The following is a 24,157-nucleotide window of genomic DNA, read 5'->3' as shown; positions in this document are numbered from 1 at the left end:
ATATGGTTGAAATCGAACTCGACGGTCAGAAGGTAGAGGTCAATGAAGGCAGCATGGTCATGCATGCAGCTGAAAAGGCCGGCACCTACATTCCGCATTTTTGCTACCACAAGAAGCTGAGCATCGCGGCCAACTGCCGCATGTGCCTGGTCGATGTGGAAAAGGCCCCCAAGCCCATGCCCGCCTGCGCCACCCCGGTGACGCAGGGCATGATCGTCCGCACCAAGAGCGACAAGGCCATCAAGGCCCAGCAATCGGTGATGGAATTCCTGCTCATCAACCACCCGCTGGATTGCCCCATCTGCGACCAGGGCGGTGAGTGCCAGTTGCAAGACCTGGCTGTGGGTTATGGTGGCTCTTCTTCGCGCTATGCCGAAGAAAAGCGCGTTGTCTTCCACAAGGACGTGGGTCCGCTGATCTCGATGGAAGAGATGAGCCGATGCATTCACTGCACCCGTTGCGTGCGCTTTGGCCAGGAAGTGGCCGGCGTGATGGAACTGGGCATGATCCACCGTGGCGAGCACTCCGAGATCACCACCATCGCGGGCGAGTCCATTGACTCCGAACTGTCGGGCAACATGATCGACATCTGCCCGGTCGGTGCCTTGACCAGCAAGCCTTTCCGCTACAGCGCCCGCACATGGGAGCTGTCGCGCCGCAAGAGCGTCAGCCCGCACGATTCGACCGGTGCCAATCTGATCGTTCAGGTCAAGAACCACCAAGTGTTGCGCGTGGTGCCGTTGGAAAACGAAGCCATCAACGAATGCTGGATTGCTGACCGCGACCGCTTCTCCTACGAGTCGCTCAACGGCCCCGACCGCCTCACCCAGCCCATGCTCAAGCAAGGTGGCGAGTGGAAGACTGTCGACTGGCAGACCGCTCTCGAATATGTGGCCAACGGCCTGAAGCAAATTGGGGCCAACCACGGCGCCAACAGCATCGGCGCCCTGGTGAGCCCGCACAGCACCGTGGAAGAGTTGTTCCTGGCCGCCCGTTTGGTGCGTGGCCTGGGCAGCGACAGCATCGACCACCGTCTGCGCAACGCTGAATTCAGCGCCCCTGAAGGCGCTCGCTGGTTGGGCACCTCCATCGCTTCCTTGGGCGAACTCCAGCGCGTGCTGGTGGTCGGCTCTAACCTGCGTAAGGATCACCCGCTGTTTGCTCAGCGCATTCGCCAGGCCGCTCGCAAGGGCGCCCAGGTGCATGCCTTGTATTCGGCTGAATCTGACTGGGCATTGCCTGTTGCGCAGTTCCAAGTGGCCGCTGCCGACCAATGGGTCAATGCTTTGGCGTCGATCGCTGCGGCTGTGGCTCAAGAAAAGGGCCTGGTCGCTCCGTGGTCTGCTGAGGTCACGGCTCAAGCCCAAGCCATCGCCAAGTCTTTGTTGGGCGGGGACCGCAAGGCGGTCTTGCTTGGCAATGCCGCAGCCCACCACGCCAACGCCAGCAGCCTGCTGGCTCTGGCCAACTGGATCGCCAGCGAAACCGGCGCCAGCGTCGGTTACCTGACCGAAGCCGCCAACACCGTGGGTGCGCAGCTGGTCAATGCCCAGCCGACGGGTGCAGGTTTCAATGCGGGTCAAATGGTGCAAGGTGCTCTCAAGGCGGTGTTGTTGCTCAATGTCGAACCGGCGTTCGATACCGCTGCAGGTCAGGCTGCGCTCGCAGGCTTGAACAAGGCCGAGATGGTGGTCACTTTGAGCCCCTTCAAGACCAACCTCGAGATCAGCGACGTGCTGTTGCCGATTGCACCGTTCACCGAAACCTCGGGCAGCTTTGTCAACGCCGAAGGCCGTCTGCAAAGCTTCCATGCGGTGGTCAAGCCCCTGGGCGAGACCCGTCCGGCTTGGAAGGTCTTGCGTGTGCTCGGTAACCTGTTGGGCTTGGGCGACTTCGCATTCGAGTCGTCGCAAGAAGTGCTGGCCCAAGCCGCTTTGGCCACAGCTGATCAGCCGCAAGTGGCCGCCGGCCGCCTGAACAATGGCAGCCAGGCCGCCATCCGGGCCAGCGTGGCTGGTGAAGTTGCACCGGTGACGGCTGCGATCTACCAGCTTGACGGTCTGGTTCGCCGTGCACCGTCGCTGCAAATGACGGCGGATGCCCGCCTGGCTTTGGATGAGGTGACCGCATGATCGACGCGCTGTACAACGCTGGACTGGGTCTGCTGCCCGCCAGCTGGTGGACGCTGGCGGCCTGGCCGGTGCTCTGGGTTCTGATCAAGATCGTGGCCGTGCTGGCCCCGCTGATGGGGGCTGTGGCCTACCTGACGCTGTGGGAGCGCAAGCTGCTGGGTTTCATCCAGGTGCGTTACGGCCCCAACCGCGTGGGTCCCGCCGGTTTGCTGCAGCCCATCGCTGATGCGGTCAAGCTGCTGACGAAGGAATTGATTCGCCCGACGGCAGCCAGCAATGGCCTGTTCCGTCTCGGTCCGATCATGGCGATCATGCCTGCCTTGGCCGCCTGGGTCGCCATTCCTTTCGGCCCGGAAGTCGCGCTGACCAACCTCAATGCCGGCTTGCTGCTGGTGATGGCGATCACGTCGATTGAAGTCTACGGTGTGATCATTGCGGGCTGGGCATCGAACTCCAAGTACGCTTTCTTGGGCGCGCTGCGTGCGTCGGCTCAGATGGTGAGCTACGAAATCGCCATGGGCTTCTGCTTCTTGGTGGTGCTGATGGTGTCGGGCAGCATGAACCTGTCGACCATCGTGGCGGGTCAAGCCAAGGGCACTTTGGCCGGTCTGGGTCTGAACTTCCTGTCCTGGAACTGGCTCCCCCTGCTGCCTATCTTCGTGGTGTACCTGATCTCCGGTGTGGCAGAAACCAATCGCCACCCCTTCGACGTGGTGGAAGGCGAAGCTGAAATCGTGGCAGGTCACATGGTCGAGTACTCGGGCATGGGCTTCGCTATCTTCTTCCTGGCCGAATACGCCAGCATGTGGTTGGTGTCGATCCTGGCCGTGCTGATGTTCCTGGGTGGTTGGCTGTCGCCGATCGACCACGCGATCTTCAACGCCGTGCCGGGCTGGATCTGGCTGGGCATCAAGACCTTCCTGGTCGTGTCCATGTTCATCTGGATCCGTGCCACCTTCCCGCGCTTCCGCTACGACCAGATCATGCGTCTGGGCTGGAAGATTTTCATCCCGGTCACCCTGGTGTGGCTGCTCGTGGTGGGGTTCTGGATGCAGACCCCCTGGAACATCTGGAACTGAGTGGGCAAGAACATGACAGTCGCCGCAGCTTCCCCCTTCTCGCTCAAGGACTTCTTGAAGAGCTTCATGCTTTTCGAGTTGTTCAAGGGCATGGCAATGACCGGTCGTTACGCTTTCAAGCGCAAGGTCACCGTTCAGTTTCCTGAAGAGAAAACCCCTTTGTCGCCCCGTTTCCGTGGTCTGCACGCGCTGCGTCGCTACGAAAACGGTGAAGAGCGCTGCATTGCTTGCAAGCTCTGCGAGGCCGTGTGCCCCGCCATGGCCATCACCATCGAATCCGATGTCCGCGATGACGGTTCACGCCGTACCACGCGTTATGACATCGATCTGACCAAGTGCATCTTCTGCGGTTTCTGCGAAGAAAGCTGCCCGGTGGATTCGATTGTTGAAACGCATATTTTTGAGTACCACGGTGAAAAGCGGGGCGACCTGTACTTCACCAAAGACATGCTGTTGGCGGTGGGCGACCGTTACGAGAACGATATTGCAGCTGCCAAAGCGGCAGATGCGAAATACCGTTGACCAGCTTTCACGCCTGAACCCTGAAAAGACCTGATTCATGGACGCCAAGACTGGTTTCTTTTATCTCTTCTCGGTGGTGCTGCTGTTTGCAGCCTTCCGAGTGATCACTGCGCGCAACCCTGTGCACGCGGTTCTCTACCTCATGCTGGCCTTTTCGCAGGCCTCAGCCGTCTGGCTGCTGCTCAAGGCCGAGTTCCTGGCCATTACTCTGGTGCTGGTGTACCTGGGGGCGGTGATGGTGCTCTTCCTGTTCGTGGTGATGATGCTCGATATCGACGTCGACAGCCTGCGCAAGGGGTTTTGGAAGCATTTCCCCCTGGCCGCCCTGATGGGTTCGGTGGTCGCGCTGGAAATGGCGGCGGTGTTGTTGGGTGGTTTCCGTTTGACGGAAGAGCCCAGTACTGCGGCCATGACTGAAGCGGCTGCCAAGGGCATTCAGTATTCCAACGCGCAAGAAATCGGCAAGCTGCTGTACACCCAGTACATCTACCCGATTGAAATTGCAGCCATGATCTTGTTGGTCGCCATGGTCGCCGCCATCGCGCTGACCCTGCGTCAACGCAAGGACAGCAAGTTCGTCGACGCCTCTGAACAGGTTCGCGTGCGTTCCCGTGACCGCGTCAAGCTGGTCAAAGTGGCCGTGACGCGCAAGGCAGAGGCGGCATCCGCGTCGGCTCCGGAGCAAAGCAAATGACCCTGACACTTGGACACTTTCTTTCCATCGGGGCAGTGCTGTTCGCGCTGTCGGTGATTGGGATTTTCTTGAACCGCAAGAACTTGATCGTGCTGCTGATGTGCATCGAATTGATGCTGCTGGCAGTGAACACGAATTTTGTGGCCTTCTCTCACTACCTGGGGGATATGCACGGTCAGGTGTTCGTGTTCTTCATCCTCACCGTGGCGGCCGCTGAGTCCGCCATTGGTCTGGCGATTCTGGTGCTCTTGTTCCGCAACAAGAACAGCATCAATGTCGATGAACTCAACACGCTCAAAGGCTAACCAGAGAATCCAACCATGAGCGCTACGCTTTCTGCATCCACCCTGCTTGCGGTGCCGCTGGCCCCGCTGGCGGGTTCATTCCTCGCTGGGGTTTTGGGCACGACCTTTGGCGGCAATGTGATTGGCCGCCGCGCCACGCACACGCTGGCGATTCTTGGCGTGTTCGTCGCCTTTGTGCTGTCGGCCTTGACCTTCCAGAGCGTCGTTTTTGACGGTGCCCGCTTCAATGAAACCCTCTACACCTGGATGGTGGTGGGTGACCTGAAGATGGAAGTCGGCTTCCTGATTGACAGCCTGACGGCGATGATGATGTGCGTCGTGACCTTCGTGTCGCTGATGGTGCACATCTACACCATCGGCTACATGGAAGAAGACGAGGGCTACAACCGTTTCTTCGCTTACATCTCGCTGTTCACCTTCTCCATGTTGATGCTCGTGATGAGCAACAACATGCTGCAACTGTTCTTCGGTTGGGAAGCAGTGGGTTTGGTGTCCTACCTGCTGATTGGTTTCTGGTTCAACAAGCCGACCGCGATCTTCGCCAACATGAAGGCCTTCTTGGTCAACCGTGTGGGTGACTTTGGCTTCATCTTGGGCATTGGCCTGCTGGCCGCTTACGGCGGTACGCTGAACTATTCGGAGACCTTTGCCAAGGCCGACGAGATTGCCAAGCTGACCTTCCCGGGCACCGACTGGATGTTGGTGACAGTGGTTTGCATCTGCTTGTTCATCGGTGCCATGGGCAAGTCGGCCCAGTTCCCTTTGCACGTCTGGCTGCCGGACTCCATGGAAGGTCCGACCCCCATTTCGGCCCTGATCCACGCTGCGACCATGGTCACCGCGGGCATCTTCATGGTGGCTCGCATGTCGCCGCTGTTCGAGCTGAGCGACACCGCGCTGAATTTCATCATGGTGATCGGCTCCATCACGGCCTTGTTCATGGGCTTTCTGGGCATCATCCAGAATGACATCAAGCGTGTCGTGGCCTACTCGACGCTGTCGCAGCTGGGCTACATGACCGTCGCCCTGGGTGCTTCGGCTTACTCGGTGGCCGTGTTCCACCTGATGACGCACGCGTTCTTCAAGGCCTTGCTCTTCTTGGCTGCGGGTTCCGTCATCATGGGGATGCACCATAACCAAGACATCCGCTGGATGGGGGGCGTTCGCAAGTACATGCCCATCACCTGGATCACTTCTCTGCTGGGTTCGCTGGCCTTGATCGGTACGCCTTTCTTCTCGGGTTTCTACTCGAAGGACAGCATCATCGAAGCGGTGCATGAAAGTCATCTGCCGGCCGCCGGTTTTGCTGAGTTCGCTGTGTTGGCAGGGGTTTTTGTGACGGCCTTCTACTCGTTCCGTCTGTACTTCCTGGTCTTCCACGGCAAGGAACGCTTCGACCAGAACCCCGATGCTCACCACGGTCATGACGACCACGGTCACCACGACGACCACCATGGTGACCATGGTCCCCATGAATCGCCTTGGGTGGTGACGCTGCCGCTGCTGCTGCTGGCTATCCCTTCGGTGCTGATCGGTTTCTTCGCGATCGAGCCCATGCTGTTCGGCGACTTCTTCAAAGACGTGATCTTTGTGGATGCTGAAAAGCACGCCGTGATGGAAGAGCTGGGTCATGCTTTCCACGGTCCGGTGGCGATGGCGATCCACGCTTTGAGCACGGCACCGTTCTGGTTGGCCTTCGCGGGTGTGGCGGTGTCTTATTACATGTACATGATCAACCCGGCCTTGCCCGCGGCCATCAAGCGCATCTGCCAGCCGATCTACACCTTGTTGGAAAACAAGTACTACCTCGACTGGATCAACGAGAACATCCTGGCCCGTGGCGCGCGCGCCTTGGGTACCGGTCTGTGGAAGGCGGGTGACCAAGCCATCATCGACGGTACGCTGGTCAATGGTTCCTGGAAGCTGGTAGGTTGGGTCGCTGGCCTGGTGCGCTGGGCGCAGTCCGGCTACATCTATCACTACGCCCTGGTGATGATTCTGGGTGTGTTTGCCTTCATGACGTACTTCGTCTGGCTCAACAAGTAGGAGAAAAACAAAAATGGGTTTGTTGAGTCTTGCAATCTGGACACCGATTGTTTTTGGTGTCGTGCTGCTGGCCTTGGGCCGGGATGAACATGCCAAGGCGGTCCGTTGGGTCGCTTTGATTGGCGCCTTGGCCAGTCTCTTGGTCACTTGGCCGCTGTATGAGGGCTTCCAGCTCGGAACCTCCGCCATGCAGTTTGTTGAAAACGTCTCGTGGATCGAGCGTTTCAACATCCACTACCACCTGGGCTTGGACGGTATCTCGTTCTGGTTCGTGCCGCTGACGGCTTTCATCACCTTGATCGTCGTGATCGCTGGCTGGGAAGTCATCACCGAACGCGTCAACCAGTACATGGGCGCCTTCCTGATCCTTAGCGGTTTGATGATCGGTGTCTTCACCGCACTCGATGGCATGTTGTTTTACGTGTTCTTCGAAGCCACACTGATCCCGATGTACCTGATCATCGGTATCTGGGGTGGCCCGAACAAGATCTACGCGGCTTTCAAGTTCTTCCTGTACACCTTGATGGGCTCGCTGCTGACCTTGGTCGCTTTGATCTATCTGTACAGCGCCTCGGGCGGTAGTTTCGACATCCTGACCTGGCACAAGCTGCCCCTGAGCAGCACTGCTCAGACGCTGCTGTTCTTCGCGTTCTTCGCGGCATTCGCTGTCAAGGTCCCGATGTGGCCGGTGCACACCTGGTTGCCCGACGTTCACGTTGAAGCCCCCACGGGTGGTTCGGCTGTTCTGGCCGCGATCATGCTGAAGCTGGGTGCCTATGGCTTCTTGCGCTTCTCGATGCCCATCGCACCGGACGCATCGCGTGAATGGGCTTGGTTGATCATCGGTCTGTCGCTGACGGCTGTGATCTACGTCGGCCTGGTTGCCATGGTCCAAAAGGACATGAAGAAGCTGGTCGCTTACTCGTCGGTGGCCCACATGGGTTTTGTGACCCTGGGTTTCTTCATCTTCAACGACCTGGGCGTCGCCGGCGGTTTGGTGCAGATGATTGCGCACGGTTTCGTGTCCGGCGCCATGTTCTTGAGCATTGGTGTCCTGTACGACCGCGTCCACTCGCGTGAGATCGCAAGCTATGGCGGTGTGGTCAACACCATGCCGAAGTTTGCTGCCTTTGCCTTGTTGTTCTCGATGGCCAACTGCGGCCTTCCGGGTACCGCTGGTTTCGTGGGCGAATGGATGGTGATCCTGGGGGCGGTGAAGGCCAACTTCTGGTTGGGCATGTTGTCCGCCACGGCGCTGATCTTCGGTGCGGCTTACACCCTGTGGATGTTCAAGCGTGTTTACCTCGGCCCGGTGACCAACGACGACGTGCGCGAACTCAAGGACATCAATGCCCGTGAGTTCCTGATCATGGCGCTGCTGGCTGCTGCGGTCTTGTACATGGGCCTGTACCCCAAGCCCTTCACCGATGTGATGAACACCTCAGTGGCCGATCTGCTGCAGCATGTGGCAGCGTCCAAGCTGAACTGACCAGACTGATCAGAGAGAAACGAGATGATTGACAAACTCAGCTGGGTCACGACCTATCCGGAGGCGATTTTGCTGGCCATGGCCTGCGTGATCGCTCTGTTCGACCTCAGTGTGACCAGTACCCGCCGCACGGCGACCTACGTGCTCACCTTGCTGACGCTGGCCGTCGTGGCCGTGATGCAAGCGGTGTATGCCGACAGCGAGCAGACTCTCTACGGTTTTGGTGGCTTGATCGTCAGCGACCCCATGGGGAACTGGCTCAAGTGCTTCGCCACCGTGGCCATGTTCGTGACCCTGGTCTATGGTCGTCCCTATGCGGCCGACCGCGACATGTTGCGTGGCGGTGAGTTGTTCACCTTGAGCCTGTTTGCCCTGCTCGGCATGTTCGTCATGATCTCGGGCAACAACTTCCTGATCATTTACCTGGGTCTGGAACTGCTCACTCTGTCGAGCTACGCCTTGGTTGCGCTTCGCCGCGATCACGCCACCTCGACTGAGGCCGCCATGAAGTACTTCGTGCTGGGTGCCTTGGCCAGTGGTTTCCTGCTCTATGGCCTGTCCATGATGTACGGCGCCACCGGTTCGATGGACATCGGCCAGGTGTTCAAGGCCGTGGGTTCGGGTCAAGTCAACCACCAAGTGCTGGTGTTTGGTCTGGTGTTCATCGTCGCTGGCTTGGCCTTCAAGCTGGGCGTGGTGCCTTTCCACATGTGGGTTCCCGACGTTTACCAAGGTGCCCCGACTGCTGTGACACTGATGATTGGTGGCGCTCCCAAGTTCGCTGCTTTCGCCATCGCCATTCGCCTGTTGGTTGAGGGCCTCTTGCCCCTGGCCATTGACTGGCAGCAAATGTTGGTGGTGCTGTCGGTGGGTTCGCTGCTGGTGGGTAACTTGGTCGGTGTGGTGCAAACCAACCTCAAACGTCTGCTGGCCTATTCGACCATCTCGCAAATGGGTTTCGTGTTGCTGGGCCTGATTCCCGGTGTGGTGGCGGGTACGACCCTGCCGGCAGCCAATGCCTACAGCTCGGCCATGTTCTATGTGGTCACCTATGTGTTGACCACCTTGGCCACCTTCGGTGTGATCCTGCTGCTGGCCCGTGAAGGCTTTGAAAGCGAAGAGATCTCCGACCTGGCAGGCCTGAACCAACGCAGCCCGTTCTATGCGGCCGTGATGTCGGTGTGCTTGTTCTCGATGGCGGGTATTCCGCCGTTGATGGGCTTCTACGCCAAGCTGTCGGTGTTGCAAGCGCTGGTGACGACGGGCGAAACCGGCTATCTGGTTCTGGCGGTGTTTGCTGTGATCATGTCCTTGATCGGCGCTTTCTACTACCTGCGTGTGGTCAAGGTGATGTACTTCGACCAGCCTCTGACTGCCACCACCGTGTCGGCGCCTGCCGATGTCCGCGTCGTGCTCTCGCTGAATGCCGGCTTGATCTTGGTGCTGGGTCTGGTGCCCGGCGGCCTGATGGCTCTGTGTGCTCGCGCCATTGTGCGCACCCTGGGCTCTTGAGCCCGGGCTGATCCGCCGAGGTCACACGTCTTGAACCAGACTGGTGCCATTTGGCTGGTCATCTTGGCGGCCCTTGTGGCCGCCAATTTGCCTTTCATCAACCACCGCCTGCTGGCGGTGGTGCCGCTTCGGGGGCCCAAGTCCTTGCCCGTTCGGGCCTTGGAGTTGCTGTTTTTTTACGGCCTCGCAGGGGGTGTCGGCTTGCTGCTGGAGCAACGAGCTGGGCAGATTTCTCCCCAAGGCTGGGAGTTCTATGCCATCACCGGCGCCTTGTTCCTCACCTTGGCCTTTCCCGGGTTCGTGTACCGCTACCTGCTCAAGCACCGGGCAGTTGGCAAGTCACCGGCCTAAACCATGAAGGTGCTCAACCTCCAATGCGAGGGCGGCCACGGGTTCGAAGGCTGGTTTGGCTCTGAGGATGACTTCCAAAGTCAGTTGAGCCGTGGACTGGTGACTTGTCCCATCTGCCAGGATCCTCAAGTTCGCAAGCTGCCTTCAGCACCCCGCTTGAATTTGGGGGCACCTCGCCCGGCCGACGCACCTGTTTCTCCGGCGGCTACGGACACCGCTTCGCAGTTGGCCAAGAGCGCCAACGCCTCCGGATTGAGTGCCCAAGATCGCCATCGCCTTCAGGCAGCTTGGTTGCAGTTGGCGCGTGAGGTGGTGCGCAACACCGAAGATGTGGGCAGTGATTTCGCGGACGAAGCGCGGCGCATTCACCAGGGCGAAGCGCCTGAACGCGGCATTCGCGGTCAGGCGACGCCACAAGAGACGGCGGCTTTGCTGGAAGAGGGCATCTCGGTTTTGCCGCTGCCCCTGCCAGCCGCCGCCAAAGAAACGCTGCAGTAGTCTGCATTGGGCTCATGCCACGAATCTGGCAAGGCACATGGTCTGTGCTTTGGGGCACCCGTCCTCTTGGTGCTCCGATTCAATTGAGCAATTGCATCTGCGCAAAATGGGCATAAGCGCCGCCTCGCGCCATGAGTTCTTCGTGTCGGCCTTGCTCGACCACGCGACCGTGCTCCAGCACCACGATCCGGTCTGATTTTTGAACCGTGGACAGCCGGTGTGCGATCACCAAAGTGGTCCGTTCTCGGCCACCGTGCATGGCGGCTTCCAAGGCCGCCTGCACCATGCGCTCGCTTTCGGCGTCCAGCGCACTGGTGGCCTCATCCAGCAACAGCAGGCGAGGGCGCCGCAGCAGGGCGCGGGCGATCGAGATGCGCTGCTTTTGCCCACCACTCAGGCGCACGCCGCGTTCACCCAAAAAGGTGTTGTAGCCCTCAGGCAAAGCGCGGATGAATTCATCGGCAAAAGCCTCCTGGGCTGCCGCGATCACTTCCGCATCCGTGGCCTCGGGGTGGCCATATCGGATGTTTTCCATCGCTGAACTGGAGAAGATCACCGCCTCCTGAGGCACGATGCCAATTTGGGCGCGCAGGGCGTCCAAGTTCCAGTCTGGTAAGGCCACGCCGTCCAGGTGGATCTGGCCTTTGCCTTCTGCGCTAGCCGCCGCACCCGGGCTGACATCGTAAAAGCGTTGCAGGATCTGGAACACCGTCGATTTGCCTGCACCGCTGCTGCCCACCAGCGCCACGGTCTCGCCCGGAGCGATGTGCAGCGTCAGGTCCGACAGGGCGGCCTGCTGCGGGCGCGAGGGGTAGTGGAAGTTCACATTGTCAAACGAAATGGCGGCGCCCGGCGGGGTGCTGCGGGGGGGCGGAGCGCTTTGCGGGCCCGACACAATGGTCGGCGGACTGTGAAGCAGCTCCATCAGGCGCTCAGTGGCGCCTGCCGCTCGCAGCAGATCGCCATACACCTCACCCAGTACCGCGGCCGAACTGGCCAGGATCAGCACATAGACCACCGTCTGGCCCAAGGCGCCGGCACTCATTCGCCCTTGCATCACCGCTTGGGTGCCCTCATAGAGACCCCAAAGCAGGGCCGCGCTGCTGGCCATGATGACAAAGGCCACCAACACTGAGCGAGCGCGGCTGCGGCGGACAGCCGTATCAAACGCGGCCTGGGTGGCTTGGGCAAATCGGGTTGCTTCACGCTGGGTGGCGTTGTTGGCCTGGACAGTCGACACCGCATTCAGGACTTCGGCGGCGACGGCGCTGGCATCGGCCACCCGGTCTTGGCTGGCCCTCGAGAGCCGGCGCACCCGACGACCAAACCAGACCGAGGGGGCCACGATCAAGAGCAACACCAGCAGCACCTTGCCCATCACCAGTGGGTTGGTCCATACCAACACACCCAGGGCGCCCAGGCCCATGACCGCGTTGCGCAAGCCCATGCTCAAGGACGAGCCCACCACCGTCTGTACCAGGGTGGTGTCCGCGGTCAGGCGCGAGAGCACTTCACCGGTCTGGGTGGTTTCAAAAAAAGTGGGGCTTTGTTCGAGCACATGGGCATAGACCTCATTGCGCAGGTCGCTGGTGATGCGCTCTCCCAGCCAACTGACGGTGTAGAAGCGCGCAGCCGAGAAAAACGCCAACGCGGCCGCCACGCCGAACAGGGCCAAGAAGTGCTCGGCCAGAGCCAGGGCCTGGGCTTCGCGCTGTGCAGGTACCAGCCCGCCGTCGATCAGGCTGCGCAAGGCGATCGGAAAGGCCAGTGTGGAGGCCGCAGCCAGGAGCAAGAACAGCAGTGCCAGTCCGATTTGCCAGCGGTAGGGCCGAAGAAAGGGGCGCAAGCCCGACAGAGACCGAGGTGACGCTTTGGCAGTCGAAGGCTTGGCAGGTGAATTCATGGCGAAGGGTTGGGTGGCGTCGGCTGGAGGCGGGACGGATCGATGCGGATACCGGCACTTGGGGCATTGTGCTGCTTTTACAAGTCTGCCCCTGCAATCATAGCCTTGACAATGTTTGCTTAGGCAAATAATATCCCGGCATGTCTTCTGAAACACCCGACGCAGATCCGCCCCAAATCTCCGCTTTTTACCGAGCCGAGGACTACGGCACACAGATGAGCGTCGGCTACACCATGCGCCACATCGTGCGACTCATGGGCCAGGAAATCGACCGCAAGATGGAGCCCCATGGCCTGACCAACGCGCAGTGGCTCCCGCTCATCAAGCTGCAGGGCGGTAAAGGCAGTTGTGGTGTGGCTGAACTGGCTCGTGCTTGTCAACTCGATACCGGGGCCATGACCCGCTTGCTGGACCGTGTGGAGAACAAAGGCCTTTGCCGTCGTGAGCGCTCCGTGTCTGACCGCAGGGTGGTCAACCTGACCCTCACGCCTGAAGGTCAGCAGGCCGCAGCGGTGATTCCCCAGGTCTTGAGCGAGATGCAAAACGCTGTTCTGGCCGGGTTTTCAGAAGCCGAGTGGCAGCAACTCTGTCATTTCCTAGACCGCATTCTTCAGAATGCCGAAGGCCTGCAAGCACAGGCCGAGGCAAGCACTGCCAAAGGCAAGCCATGACCCCGTTTCTTTCCCCCGCTCCATCTCGGAGCCGATCCATTTCTTCCCTGGGCGCGCTGACTCTGGTCGCCTCCCTGGCCTTGAGTGCATGCGCTGATTTCTCCGGTATCCAGAGCCAGGCCCCCTTGCGCCCGGCCTCTGCCTTGGCTTTGAACGATGCAGCGCCCCTGGCGACTTCTGTCTGGCAGCGCCAGGATTGGTGGGCGCAGTACGGCGATGCCCAGCTGAACACCTTGATGAGCCAAGCCTTGTCGGGTAACCCGAGCCTTCAGCAGGCCCGTTTGCGTTTGGAGCGCGCTCAGGCCTTGGCGGGCGGCGCAGGCGCTGCCTTGCTGCCCCAGGTGGGCGCGGTGGCGGACATCAGCCGTGACCTTTACACCGCCAATGGTTTGTACCCCAAGCCCTTGGCCGGCAGTGTGGAGAACATGGGCACTTTGCAGGCATCGGCCTCATGGGAACTGGACTTCTTTGGCAAGAACCGCGCGGCGCTCGACGCTGCCGTGGGCGCTGTTCAGGCGGCCGCTGCGGACGCCCAGGCCGCTCGTTTGCTGCTGGCCAGTCAGGTGCTGCGGACCTATTTCCAGTGGGCCCGCTTGGGCCAGCAACTCGGCGTGGCCCAACGCACCTTGCACCAGCGCGAGGAAATATTGAGCTTGGTGCAGGCTCGCTTGAAGGCCGGGCTGGACACGCAATTGGAATTGCGTCAAAGCCAGGGCAGCCTGCCCGAGGCCCATTTGCAAATCGAAGCCCTGCAGGAGCAGTCGGGCCTGGCGCGCAACGCCTTGGCTGCGCTGGTGGGGGAGCCTGCCTTGGCCACGCGCCTGACGGTGCCCGTTTTGCCCGAGGCCGTGTCGGCCGAAACCCCAGCCCAGGTGCCTGTCAACCTGATTGGCCAGCGTGCCGATGTGGTGGCTGCGCGCTGGCGTGTCGAGGCGGCGGCGCGGGACACCGACGTGGCGCGCGCGCAGTTCTATCCCAACATCAACCTCAAGGCCTACGCAGGTTTGTCGGCCTTTGGTTTTTCCAACGTGCTCAAGTCCAGCAGCGAACAGGCGGGCATTGCGCCGGCGATCAGCCTGCCGATTTTTGAAGGCGGTCGTCTGCGCGCCAACCTCAAGGTCAAGACCGCTGACTTGGACAGCGCTGTCACGGCCTACAACGGCGCCGTTCTGGATGCCGTGCATGACGTGGCTGACCAGCTGCTGGTGAGTGAGTCCCTGCTGCGCCAACAGGCGCAGCAACAGGCTGCACGAAAAGCGGCTGAGGACGCGTATGCCATCGCTCGTCAACGCTACCAGGCGGGCTTGGGAACCTACTTGCAGGTGCTCAGCGCCGAATCCAATGTGCTCAACCAGCGCCGCTCCAGTGTCGATTTGGCCGCCCGAACGGTCGACACCCAGGTCGCCCTGTGGCGCGCATTGGGCGGCGGATTGACCCCTCAAACCGTGGCGATCGCACCGCGCAGCACGGCAGAGCAGGGCTTGATCGCGGTTCAGTCGACCCTGGCGGGCCGAGGCCCATCCAGTCGTCCAGACGCTTCCGCAGCCCGCCCGCAGTGAGGCGCTGGCCGCGCGCAGTACCCAATCTTTTAACTTCGACCGCCAGAACAAACGATGAGCGGCCCGGCCCTGGGTCGGACCGCCTCACACCAACACAGGATTGAATATGAGCAACGCTTCCAACACCGCTTCGGCCGCTGAGGCCACATCCCGTTCCAATCCCCGCCGCAAAGGCTTGCTGAGCATCGCCGCTGTGGTGGTGTTGGCGGGTGCTGGTTGGGCCACGTACGAATGGATGGTGGCGCGCCACTATGAAACCACGGACAACGCCTATGTCCAAGGCAACCTGATTCAGATCACCCCGCAGATCAGTGGCACGGTCACCGCTTTGCTGGCCGATGACACCGATTTCGTGAAGGCGGGCCAGCCGCTGGTCAAGCTCGACCCAGCAGATGCCCGCGTGGCCCTGGACCAGGCCGAGGCCAACTTGGCCCAGACCGTGCGCCAAGTCCGCACCTTGTACGCCAACAACAGCGCGCTGGATGCGCAGGTCAAGCTGCGTGAAACCGAAGTCAGCAAGGCCCAGATCGAGATCGAGCGCGCCTCCGACGACCTGAACCGACGCCAGTCCCTGAGCGGCAACGGCGCGGTCTCTCGTGAGGAGCTGGCCCACACGCAAACCCAGCTTGCCAATGCTCGTTCGGGGCTGGCATCTGCCCAGGCCGCCGTGGCGGCGGCCCGTGAACAATTGGCCAGCAACCAGGCCATGACCGACGGCGCCCATCTGGAAGCGCACCCCAGCGTGCAAGCCGCCGCCGCCAAGGTGCGCGAGGCATTCCTGGCCTCGCGCCGGGCGGCACTGCCGGCCCCGGTGGACGGCTATGTTGCCAAGCGCACCGTGCAATTGGGTCAGCGGGTGAGCGCCGGCAGCCCGATGATGTCCATCGTGCCGCTCAACCAGCTGTGGGTGGACGCCAATTTCAAGGAAGTGCAGTTGCGCAACATCCGCATTGGTCAACCCGTCAAGCTCACGGCGGACCTGTGGGGTGAAAAGGTCGAGTACACCGGCAAGGTGGCAGGCCTGGGCGTGGGCACAGGCTCGGCCTTTGCCTTGCTGCCGGCCCAAAACGCGACTGGCAACTGGATCAAGGTGGTGCAGCGTGTGCCGGTGCGCGTGCTGCTGAACCCGACCGAGCTGGCCGCCCACCCGCTGCGCATTGGCCTGTCGATGGAGGCCACGGTGGACGTGAGCAACCGGGATGGCCAGACCCTGGCCGAAGCCCCGCGTGACAACGCCACGGTACAAACCCAGGTTTATACGGTGTCGGAAGACGAGGCCACGGCGCTGATCAACCGGGTGATTTCGGCCAACGCAGGCCGCTCGGTGCGACTGGCTGCGGCCCGCACTGCCACCACCAGCACCCATTGAGCCGACCCACCATGTCCAATGCACCTGCTGCTGCCGGGCCGGCGGCCTACGTGCCGCCGCCGCCCTTGACGGGCTCGGCGCGCACCTGGGGCACCATTGCCCTGTCGGCCGCGACTTTCATGAACGTGCTCGACACTTCGATCGCCAACGTGTCCTTGCCCGCCATCGCGGGGGACTTGGGGGTCAGTCCGAACCAGGGCACCTGGGTGATCACGAGCTTTGCTGTGGCCAACGCGATCGCTGTGCCCTTGACGGGCTGGTTGTCGCAGCGCGTCGGCCAAGTGCGCTTGTTTGTCCTCAGCGTGCTGCTGTTCGTGGTCGCATCTTGGCTGTGCGGCCTGGCGCCGAACATGACCACGCTGATCGCTTTTCGCGCGCTGCAAGGTTTCGTGGCCGGTCCCATGATTCCGCTGTCCCAGGGCCTGCTGTTGTCCAGTTACCCGCGCGTGTTGGCGGGCCTGGCGATGGCCATGTGGTCCATGACGACCTTGATAGCGCCCGTGATGGGACCGCTTTTGGGCGGCTGGATCACCGACAACCTGTCCTGGCCCTGGATTTTTTACATCAACATCCCTGTGGGCTTGGTCGCTGCTGGTGTGGCTTGGAGCCTGTACCACAAGCGGGAGACGCCGACGCGCCAACTGCCGATTGATTCGGTCGGTCTGGCCTTGCTGGTGATCTGGGTCGGGGCCATGCAGGTCACCTTGGACATCGGTAAGGAAAACGACTGGTTCCATTCCGGCGTTGTGGTGGCCCTGGCGGTGGTCGCCGTGGTGGGCTTGGCGCTGTTCCTGGTCTGGGAGTTGACGGACAAGCACCCCGTGGTGGACTTGGCGCTGTTCAAGAAGCGCAATTTCTGGGCGGGTGCGCTGGCCCTGTCGGTGGGCTACGGTCTGTTCTTTGGCAATGTGGTGCTGCTGCCGCTGTGGCTGCAGCAGTACATGGGCTACACCGCCACGCAGGCCGGCATGGTCATGGCGCCGGTGGGGTTGATGGCCTTGGTGCTGTCCCCTTGGGTGGGGAAGAACCTCAGCAAGTTTGACCCCCGCAAGTTTGCGTCCTTCGCCTTTCTGGTGTTTGCTTTGGTGCTGTGGATGCGCTCGCGTTTCAACACCCAGGCGGACTTGGCGACCATCATGGTGCCTACGATTGTGCAGGGCGTGGCCATGGCGTTTTTCTTCATCCCCCTGGTGACCATCACCTTGTCGGGCATCCCGCCTGAGCGCATTCCGGCGGCATCGGGCTTGTCGAACTTTGTGCGCATCACGGCGGGGGCCTTTGGCACCTCGATCGCCACCACGGCTTGGGAGAACCGGGCCGCACTTCACCATGCGCAGCTGGTGGAGTCCATCCAGGCCGGCAACGGTCCCGCCATGGCTGCTTTGCAAGGGCTGTCCACTGCGGGTTTGACGAGTGAGCAAGCGCTGGCGCAGGTGAATCGCCTGGTGGATCAGCAGGCCTTCATGTTGGCCGCCAATGATGTGTTTTTGGTGTCGGCCATCATCTTCATGGCGCTGATCCCACTGGTGTGGTTGTCCCACCCCTTGCCCTCCACGGCGGGCAGTGCCGACGCCGCGGCAGGCGCTCATTGACCCTGACGGCGCGGCCCCTGCTGGGGGGGCTGTTACACCGGCGGGGCTTGGAGCCAGCACAAGGCCACCCGAGCCTGCGGGTCCTGCCAGCAAGGCCCGGGGGAAAATCCCGCCAAGCGAGCCTCGCTTTGCAGGGCGTTGGCGCTCCATTGGAAGCTGCGCAAGGTGTTGATCGGCTCGTCTGCCAACAGCTTTAGCTCGGTGCGCTGCTCCCCCTGGCCGAGCAGCCAGGTTTGCGCCTTGCTGCTGATCAGTTGCAGCTGAACCATGGAGGCGATGGGGCTCCAACTGACCTGGTGGCGAAAGCCACTGATCTCGCCTTGCAAGTTCAACTCCCGGCGGCAACGGAGCAGCGCATTTTGGTTGAAACGCGCCATCAAGCCTTGGGCGTCGTTGTAGGCCCGTTTCAAGACGTCGGCCTCCTGCACCTGATCCACAGTGGCCAGCAAGGCGCCTCCGCGCAGGGCTTGCGCCATGTGGCGGAGCACGGTCAATCGTTGCTCTGGCGGTACGCTGGCCAGCGCCGCACCGCCCAACAAGCCCATGCGGCGGCTGGCCTGGGGGTGGCGCGCCGGTAGGTTTTGGGCCTGCAGCGGACTTTGCAGCAAGGGTTGGATGTCCAGACGAGGGTAGTCGTGCTGCAAGCCTGCGGCCTGAGCCTGCAGGTGCTGTGCGGACAGGTCGATCGGCAGGTAGCGCACCGGTTGGTCGGTCTCTTCAATGAGCCTGCGAATCACCCGCATGGCGCCAGCTCCCCACTCAACCAACTCCGGGCAAGGGCCCATCCGGCGGGCAATTTCACTGGCGTGGGCGTGCACCACGCTCAGCTCCGTGCGTGCCAGGTAGTAGTCAGGCGTCTCCGTCGCCCGATCGAACAGCGTGCAACCCTCCAAATCAAAAAGGTAGCGTCCCGGCAGGTTGCGCGGCGTGAGCTGCAGTCCCCTGAAAGCGTCTGCATTCAATTCAGGAGATGACGCAGCGGTCGGGGCAGGGCTCAGAGCCCAGGGCAGGGGCTCCGCATGGAGCGAGCGGTGGGCGCTGTTCCATTGGTGCATCGGGCCGACCTTGGACATGGTGTCGCGCCTCAGGCCCGAGCCGGCCAAGTCTCACACGCCTTGGGGGCGGGGTGGTGGCTTGGGGCGATCACGGGACGCGGTGTCATGCGGTTCTCCAGCGCGGTGGGTGTGGGTGTGGGGCGCGTTTTGATTCACCTTATCGGAAAGCGTGTGGGCTCAACATGCGGGCTAACGCGCGGATGTTGTTGTTCCACTGCAAGCCCGAGTCTTCTGCTGTTCAGCGTCAACAGCGCGAATGGGCTGCCTGTGCGGCCTGCGCATGGCTTGTGTCCTGTGTGCGTCAGGTCTAGGCATTTGCCCCAGTATCCCCGCCGGTGTTGCAGCCGTAGCATGAACTCAAATGCTTGTGGGGCGTGACCGCCTTGCACTCTTGTTCCTAACCGCATCAAACCAGCCGGAGCGACTCTGAGACGATGAGTGACATCATTCTGCAAACGCAACAGCTCACCAAAGAGTTCAAAGGCTTCACGGCGGTCAATCAGGTGGATCTGTCGGTACAGCGAGGTTCCATCCACGCCTTGATTGGTCCCAACGGGGCCGGCAAGACCACCTGCTTCAATCTGCTGACCAAGTTCCTCGAGCCCAGCTCGGGGACCATTCTTTTCAATGGCATTGACATCACGCGTGAGCGCCCAGCGCAGATCGCGCGGCGCGGCATCATCCGGTCCTTCCAGATCTCGGCGGTGTTCCCGCACCTGACCTTGCTTGAGAACGTGCGCCTGGGCCTGCAGCGCATGTTGGGCACCAGCTACCACTTCTGGCGCAGTGAAAAGTCCCTGCACCAACTCAATGACCGAGCCCTGGCCTTGTTGGCCGAGGTCGGTTTGGACGACATGGCACACGAGGTGACCGTGAACCTGCCCTATGGCCGCAAGCGCGCGCTGGAAATCGCGACCACCTTGGCCATGGAGCCCGAACTGATGCTGCTTGACGAGCCCACGCAGGGCATGGGTCACGAGGATGTGCACCGAGTCACGCAGTTGATCAAGAAAGTGTCGGCCGGCCGCACCATCTTGATGGTTGAACACAACATGAGCGTGATCTCCAACATCGCCGACACCATCACGGTGCTGCAGCGTGGCGCGGTGCTGGCCGAAGGACCTTATGCCGAGGTGTCCCGCAATCCCCTGGTGATGGAGGCCTACATGGGCACCACCGATGGCCAGTTGCAAGGGGCCCATTGAGATGACCAGCATGATGAACAAGTCTCAAGGCAGCGAGACGCCCGCGCTGCAGATCAGCGGTTTGAACGCTTGGTACGGCGAGTCCCATGTGCTGCATGGCGTGGACATGGTGGTTCGCCCTGGTGAGGTCGTGACCCTGCTGGGTCGCAACGGCGCAGGTCGGACCACCACCATGCGCGCCATCATGGGCTTAACGGGCAGCCGCAAGGGCTCACTCAAGATCCATGGCACCGAAACCATCGGCATGCCAACGCACCGCATAGCCCACCTGGGAGTGGGCTATTGCCCCGAGGAGCGGGGCATTTTTTCCAGCCTGTCGTGTGAAGAGAACCTGCTGCTCCCACCGCGCCTGAAAGGCACCTCCGAGGGCATGTCGGTCGAAGAGATCTACGACATGTTCCCCAATTTGGCGGAGCGTCGCCACAGCCAGGGCACGCGCCTGTCCGGCGGTGAGCAGCAAATGCTGGCGGTGGCGCGCATTTTGCGCACTGGCGCGCGTCTGCTGTTGCTCGACGAAATTTCTGAGGGCCTGGCGCCCGTCATCGTGCAAGCCCTGGCTCGCATGATCACCACGCTGCGCCAAAAAGGCTACACGGTGGTGATGGTGGAGCAGAACTTCCGATTTGCTGCGCCGCTGGCTGACCGTTTCTACGTGATGGAGCACGGCCAGATGGTGGAACAGTTCGGTGCTTCCGAACTGGAAGCCAAGATGCCTGTGCTCAATGAACTGCTGGGCGTCTGAGCCCCCATGCTCGCGCGACAGCGACCCTTATTTTTCTAACAGGAGACCTCTATGACAAGCAAACTCACCCTGCTCGCGACTTTGTTGGCTGCGGGCTTTGGTGCCGGTTCAGCCCAGGCGCAAGACAAGGTCAAGATCGGCTTCATCACCGACATGTCCAGTCTGTACGCCGACGTGGAAGGCAAGAACGGCGCCATGGCGATTCAAATGGCCATCGATGATTTTGGTGGCAAGGTCAACGGCATGCCGATTGAACTGCTCTCGGCTGACCATCAAAACAAGGCCGACATCGCCGCATCCAAGGCCCGTGAATGGATCGACACCCAGGGCTTGACGATGATTTTCGGTGGCACTAACTCCGGTACGGCCTTGGCCATTGCCAAGGTTGCAGCGGAGAAGAAGCGGGTCTACGTGAACAACGGCGCGGCCAGTTCCGCATTGACCAACGAACAATGCACGCCCTACACCGTGCACTACGCCTACGACACCGTGGCCCTGGCCAAGGGGACGGGCGGAGCCGTGGTCGACGGTGGTGGCAAAACCTGGTTCATGTTGACGGCGGACTATGCGTTCGGTCACGCCCTCGAAGCGGACACTTCCACTGTCGTCAAGGCCAAGGGCGGCCAAGTCGTGGGCGGCGTGCGTCACCCGCTCAACGCCTCGGACTTCTCCTCTTTCCTGTTGCAGGCGCAAAACTCCAAAGCGCAGATCCTGGGCTTGGCTAATGCGGGCGGCGACACCATCAACTCCATCAAGGCCGCCAAGGAGTTTGGTATCGGCAAGACCATGAAACTGGCCGGCTTGCTCATCTTCATCTCAGACGTTCACAGCCTGGGCTTGAAGAACACAGAGGGTCTGCTGTTCACGACGCCTTGGTATTGGGACTTGAACGATGAAACGCGCAAATTCTCGGCGCGCTTCTTTGAGAAGGCCAAGCGCATGCCGACGGAAATCCAGGCGGCTGACTACTCGGCCACGATGAACTACCTCAAGGCCGTTCAGGCCGCCAAGACCACGGACGCCGACAAGGTCATGGAAACCTGGCGCGGCATGAAGATGAACGACTTCTTCGCCTCAGGCCAGTTGCGCGCTGATGGCCGTTATGTGCACGACATGTACCTGATGCAAGTGAAGTCGCCTTCGGAATCGACCAAGCCCTGGGACTATTACAAGCAGGTCAAGAAGCTGCCAGGTGATCAGGTCTTCACGACCAAAGCCGAATCCAAGTGCGCACTCTGGAAGTAATGCCTTGATGTGCAGGGCTGGCTGAATGCGGCCCTGCTTCTCCGTCTGCTCACCGCCAATCACGCTATGGAAATCTTCGGAGTCTCTTTACCGGCCATGATGAGCCAGCTCCTTTTGGGGCTGGTCAATGGGTCTTTTTATGCCATCTTGAGCCTGGGCTTGGCGGTGATCTTTGGTTTGCTGAACGTCATCAACTTTGCGCACGGGGCTTTGTTCATGATGGGGGCCATCCTCACCTGGATGGGCATGACATATTTCAACATCAGCTATTGGGTCATGTTGATTGCGGCGCCCCTCATTGTGGGTGCCTTTGGTGTTTTGATTGAGCGGTTGCTCTTGCGCTGGATCTACAAGCTTGACCATCTATATGGCTTGCTGCTGACCCTGGGCTTGACGCTGCTGATCGAAGGAGCCTTCCGCTCGGTCTATGGTGTGTCGGGCCTGGGCTATGACACGCCAGACCAGTTGGTCGGTGCCACCAATGTCGGCTTCATGATGCTGCCCAACTACCGCGCCTGGGTGGTGGTGGCCTCGGTGGTGGTCTGCATTGCCACGTGGTTTGTCATTGAGAAGACCCGCCTGGGGGCTTATCTCCGCGCGGGCACGGAGAACCCGCGCTTGGTCGAAGCCTTTGGCATCAATGTGCCTCTCATGGTCACTCTCACCTATGGCTTCGGTGTGGCACTGGCTGCGTTTGCTGGCGTGCTGGCTGCGCCGGTGATCCAGGTCACGCCGCTGATGGGGCAAAACCTCATCATCGTGGTGTTTGCGGTGGTGGTGATCGGCGGCATGGGGTCCATCATGGGCTCCATCCTCACAGGCCTTGGCCTGGGAATCGTCGAAGGCTTCACCAAGGTGTTCTACCCAGAGGCTTCTTCTACCGTGGTGTTCGTGATCATGGTCATCGTTCTTCTGATTCGCCCCGCCGGCCTGTTCGGCAAAGAGAAATAAGGGGCCACACAACATGAACAAGTCTTTCATTGGCTACGGCCTGCTGCTGCTGGGTTTGTTGGTGGCGCCCTTCATGGGGGCCTACCCGGTCTTCGTCATGAAGCTGATGTGCTTCGCGCTGTACGCCTCGGCCTTCAACCTGCTGCTGGGCTATACCGGCTTGCTGTCCTTTGGGCATGCTGCCTTCTTGGGGGGCTCGGCCTATCTGTGTGGCCATGCGATCAAGGCATGGGGGCTGACGCCGGAGTTGGGCTTGCTGTTTGGGACGGCGGGGGGCTGCTTGCTGGGCTGGCTGTTCGGGATCCTCGCAATTCGTCGCCAAGGCATCTACTTCTCGATGATCACCTTGGCCCTGGCTCAGATGCTTTTCTTCATCTGCCTTCAGGCCCCGTTCACGGGGGGTGAAGACGGCATGCAAGGCGTCCCGCGAGGTCGCCTGTTCGGCTTCATCGATCTCCAGAATGATCTTGTGATGTATTACGTGGCCCTGGTGGTGGTGGTGGCCGCTTTCTTGTTGGTGGTGCGCGTCATCCATTCGCCCTTCGGTCAGGTGCTCAAAGGCATCAAAGAAAACGAGCCGCGCGCTATTTCACTGGGCTACGACACCCAGCGCTTCAAACTTCTGGCATTCGTCCTGTCCGCTGGGCTCGCAGGGCTGGCGGGCGCACTGAAGACGGTGGTCCTTGGTTTTGCGACGCTCAGCGACGTTCACTGGACCAACTCGGGAAGCGTCATTCTGATGACCTTGGTGGGAGGCTTGGGAACGCTGTCTGGGCCCTTGCTCGGCTCGGCAGTCGTTGTCTTGCTTGAAAACAAGCTGGGTGAGATCGGGAATGTGCTGGCGGCCTTGAGTGGGGTCGATTGGTTCAAGACCTTGGGTGAGTCGGTCACCATGGTCACCGGCTTGATCTTTGTGGTGTGTGTGCTGTCTTTCCGGCGCGGCATCATGGGGGAGATCATTGCCCTGAAGGACCGATTGAAGAGTGCAGGGAAGGGCTGATCTCGGCTTCTCACATGGGAGCGTCCGCAGGCCGCACCGCGGTGATTGCGCGGTGCCTAGCGAGCGTTCAAGGCGCCAGGGCTCAAAAAATGCACAGTTTGTCGTCGTGCTGTCATTTCTTGTGTATACTTGAGGGCTCGACTGATCAAACAGTCCTTCTGTGTAGCGGCTTAAGTGGCTGCGCAGAAGTTTGGTGAAGTGGTGGTGTGAAAGAGTTTCTTTTGTGCTGCGACGGAG

The 24,157-nt window shown here is 60.9% G+C and carries 21 protein-coding genes; 19 read left to right on the top strand and 2 right to left on the bottom strand.

What is annotated here, in order from left to right; genetic code table 11:
• Window positions 1-2: 2 nt before the first annotated feature.
• From nuoG to PSQ39_RS19330, 10 genes are read left to right on the top strand one after another with little or no spacing between them, the layout of a single operon-like run.
• Window positions 3-2,132: an NADH-quinone oxidoreductase subunit NuoG gene (nuoG, locus tag PSQ39_RS19375; protein WP_273928896.1), complete on the top strand. Its 2,130-nt coding sequence runs from the start codon at window positions 3-5 to the stop codon at window positions 2,130-2,132.
• On the top strand, window positions 2,129-3,211 hold the full coding sequence (gene nuoH, locus PSQ39_RS19370) for an NADH-quinone oxidoreductase subunit NuoH (protein WP_273928894.1): 1,083 nt from the start codon (window positions 2,129-2,131) through the stop codon (window positions 3,209-3,211). The genes nuoG and nuoH overlap by 4 nt, the downstream gene beginning before the upstream one ends.
• A 12-nt stretch (window positions 3,212-3,223) precedes the next feature.
• On the top strand, window positions 3,224-3,733 hold the full coding sequence (gene nuoI / locus PSQ39_RS19365) for an NADH-quinone oxidoreductase subunit NuoI (RefSeq protein WP_273928893.1): 510 nt from the start codon (window positions 3,224-3,226) through the stop codon (window positions 3,731-3,733).
• 37 nt (window positions 3,734-3,770) lie between these two features.
• On the top strand, window positions 3,771-4,427 hold the full coding sequence (locus PSQ39_RS19360; RefSeq protein ID WP_273928891.1) for an NADH-quinone oxidoreductase subunit J: 657 nt from the start codon (window positions 3,771-3,773) through the stop codon (window positions 4,425-4,427).
• Entirely contained in the window at window positions 4,424-4,732 is a 309-nt protein-coding gene (gene nuoK, locus PSQ39_RS19355; protein ID WP_273928889.1) for an NADH-quinone oxidoreductase subunit NuoK, read from the top strand. The genes PSQ39_RS19360 and nuoK overlap by 4 nt, the downstream gene beginning before the upstream one ends.
• Window positions 4,733-4,747: 15 nt before the next feature.
• Window positions 4,748-6,778, top strand: coding sequence for an NADH-quinone oxidoreductase subunit L (gene nuoL / locus PSQ39_RS19350; protein WP_273928887.1), 2,031 nt, complete (start codon window positions 4,748-4,750; stop codon window positions 6,776-6,778).
• 13 nt (window positions 6,779-6,791) lie between these two features.
• Window positions 6,792-8,267 (top strand): NADH-quinone oxidoreductase subunit M, encoded by a 1,476-nt coding sequence (locus tag PSQ39_RS19345; RefSeq protein WP_273928884.1) that lies wholly within the window; start codon window positions 6,792-6,794, stop codon window positions 8,265-8,267.
• A 24-nt stretch (window positions 8,268-8,291) separates the two neighbouring features.
• The gene (gene nuoN, locus PSQ39_RS19340; RefSeq protein WP_273928882.1) at window positions 8,292-9,779 is read left to right on the top strand and encodes an NADH-quinone oxidoreductase subunit NuoN; all 1,488 of its coding nucleotides are present in this window, start codon (window positions 8,292-8,294) and stop codon (window positions 9,777-9,779) included.
• Between the two features lie 30 nt (window positions 9,780-9,809).
• Window positions 9,810-10,130, top strand: a complete 321-nt coding sequence (locus tag PSQ39_RS19335; protein WP_273928881.1) for a DUF2818 family protein — start codon at window positions 9,810-9,812, stop codon at window positions 10,128-10,130.
• 3 nt (window positions 10,131-10,133) lie between these two features.
• Window positions 10,134-10,628: a DUF1178 family protein gene (locus tag PSQ39_RS19330; protein ID WP_273928879.1), complete on the top strand. Its 495-nt coding sequence runs from the start codon at window positions 10,134-10,136 to the stop codon at window positions 10,626-10,628.
• 79 nt (window positions 10,629-10,707) lie between these two features.
• On the opposite strand, the gene PSQ39_RS19325 is transcribed toward PSQ39_RS19330, so the two are convergent.
• A complete protein-coding gene (locus tag PSQ39_RS19325) occupies window positions 10,708-12,531 on the bottom strand; it encodes an ABC transporter transmembrane domain-containing protein (RefSeq protein WP_273928877.1) in 1,824 nt (607 codons plus the stop codon).
• Between the two features lie 140 nt (window positions 12,532-12,671).
• Here PSQ39_RS19325 and PSQ39_RS19320 point away from each other — a divergent pair, with 140 nt between their 5' ends.
• The 4 genes from PSQ39_RS19320 (at window position 12,672) to PSQ39_RS19305 (ending at window position 17,722) form a co-directional block, all read left to right on the top strand.
• Entirely contained in the window at window positions 12,672-13,202 is a 531-nt protein-coding gene (locus PSQ39_RS19320; RefSeq protein ID WP_273928876.1) for a MarR family winged helix-turn-helix transcriptional regulator, read from the top strand.
• The gene (locus PSQ39_RS19315; protein ID WP_273928875.1) at window positions 13,199-14,761 is read left to right on the top strand and encodes an efflux transporter outer membrane subunit; all 1,563 of its coding nucleotides are present in this window, start codon (window positions 13,199-13,201) and stop codon (window positions 14,759-14,761) included. The genes PSQ39_RS19320 and PSQ39_RS19315 overlap by 4 nt, the downstream gene beginning before the upstream one ends.
• Before the next feature lie 106 nt (window positions 14,762-14,867).
• On the top strand, window positions 14,868-16,130 hold the full coding sequence (locus tag PSQ39_RS19310; RefSeq protein ID WP_273928873.1) for an efflux RND transporter periplasmic adaptor subunit: 1,263 nt from the start codon (window positions 14,868-14,870) through the stop codon (window positions 16,128-16,130).
• A gap of 11 nt (window positions 16,131-16,141) precedes the next feature.
• On the top strand, window positions 16,142-17,722 hold the full coding sequence (locus PSQ39_RS19305; protein ID WP_273928871.1) for a DHA2 family efflux MFS transporter permease subunit: 1,581 nt from the start codon (window positions 16,142-16,144) through the stop codon (window positions 17,720-17,722).
• 32 nt (window positions 17,723-17,754) lie between these two features.
• On the opposite strand, the gene PSQ39_RS19300 is transcribed toward PSQ39_RS19305, so the two are convergent.
• Window positions 17,755-18,795: an L-histidine N(alpha)-methyltransferase gene (locus PSQ39_RS19300; protein WP_273928869.1), complete on the bottom strand. Its 1,041-nt coding sequence runs from the start codon at window positions 18,793-18,795 to the stop codon at window positions 17,755-17,757.
• A gap of 416 nt (window positions 18,796-19,211) precedes the next feature.
• Here PSQ39_RS19300 and PSQ39_RS19295 point away from each other — a divergent pair, with 416 nt between their 5' ends.
• The 5 genes from PSQ39_RS19295 (at window position 19,212) to PSQ39_RS19275 (ending at window position 23,920) form a co-directional block, all read left to right on the top strand.
• Window positions 19,212-19,982: an ABC transporter ATP-binding protein gene (locus PSQ39_RS19295; protein ID WP_273928867.1), complete on the top strand. Its 771-nt coding sequence runs from the start codon at window positions 19,212-19,214 to the stop codon at window positions 19,980-19,982.
• A gap of 10 nt (window positions 19,983-19,992) precedes the next feature.
• Window positions 19,993-20,724, top strand: a complete 732-nt coding sequence (locus PSQ39_RS19290) for an ABC transporter ATP-binding protein (protein ID WP_273928865.1) — start codon at window positions 19,993-19,995, stop codon at window positions 20,722-20,724.
• A 51-nt stretch (window positions 20,725-20,775) separates the two neighbouring features.
• On the top strand, window positions 20,776-21,969 hold the full coding sequence (locus PSQ39_RS19285; RefSeq protein WP_273928863.1) for an ABC transporter substrate-binding protein: 1,194 nt from the start codon (window positions 20,776-20,778) through the stop codon (window positions 21,967-21,969).
• A 66-nt stretch (window positions 21,970-22,035) separates the two neighbouring features.
• Window positions 22,036-22,920 (top strand): branched-chain amino acid ABC transporter permease, encoded by an 885-nt coding sequence (locus tag PSQ39_RS19280; protein ID WP_273928861.1) that lies wholly within the window; start codon window positions 22,036-22,038, stop codon window positions 22,918-22,920.
• 13 nt (window positions 22,921-22,933) lie between these two features.
• On the top strand, window positions 22,934-23,920 hold the full coding sequence (locus PSQ39_RS19275; protein ID WP_273928859.1) for a branched-chain amino acid ABC transporter permease: 987 nt from the start codon (window positions 22,934-22,936) through the stop codon (window positions 23,918-23,920).
• Window positions 23,921-24,157 lie beyond the last annotated feature (237 nt).

Source organism: Curvibacter microcysteis, assembly GCF_028649455.1.
GTDB lineage: Bacteria > Pseudomonadota > Gammaproteobacteria > Burkholderiales > Burkholderiaceae_C > Curvibacter > Curvibacter microcysteis.
This window is presented reverse-complemented; position numbering and strand designations above follow the sequence as displayed.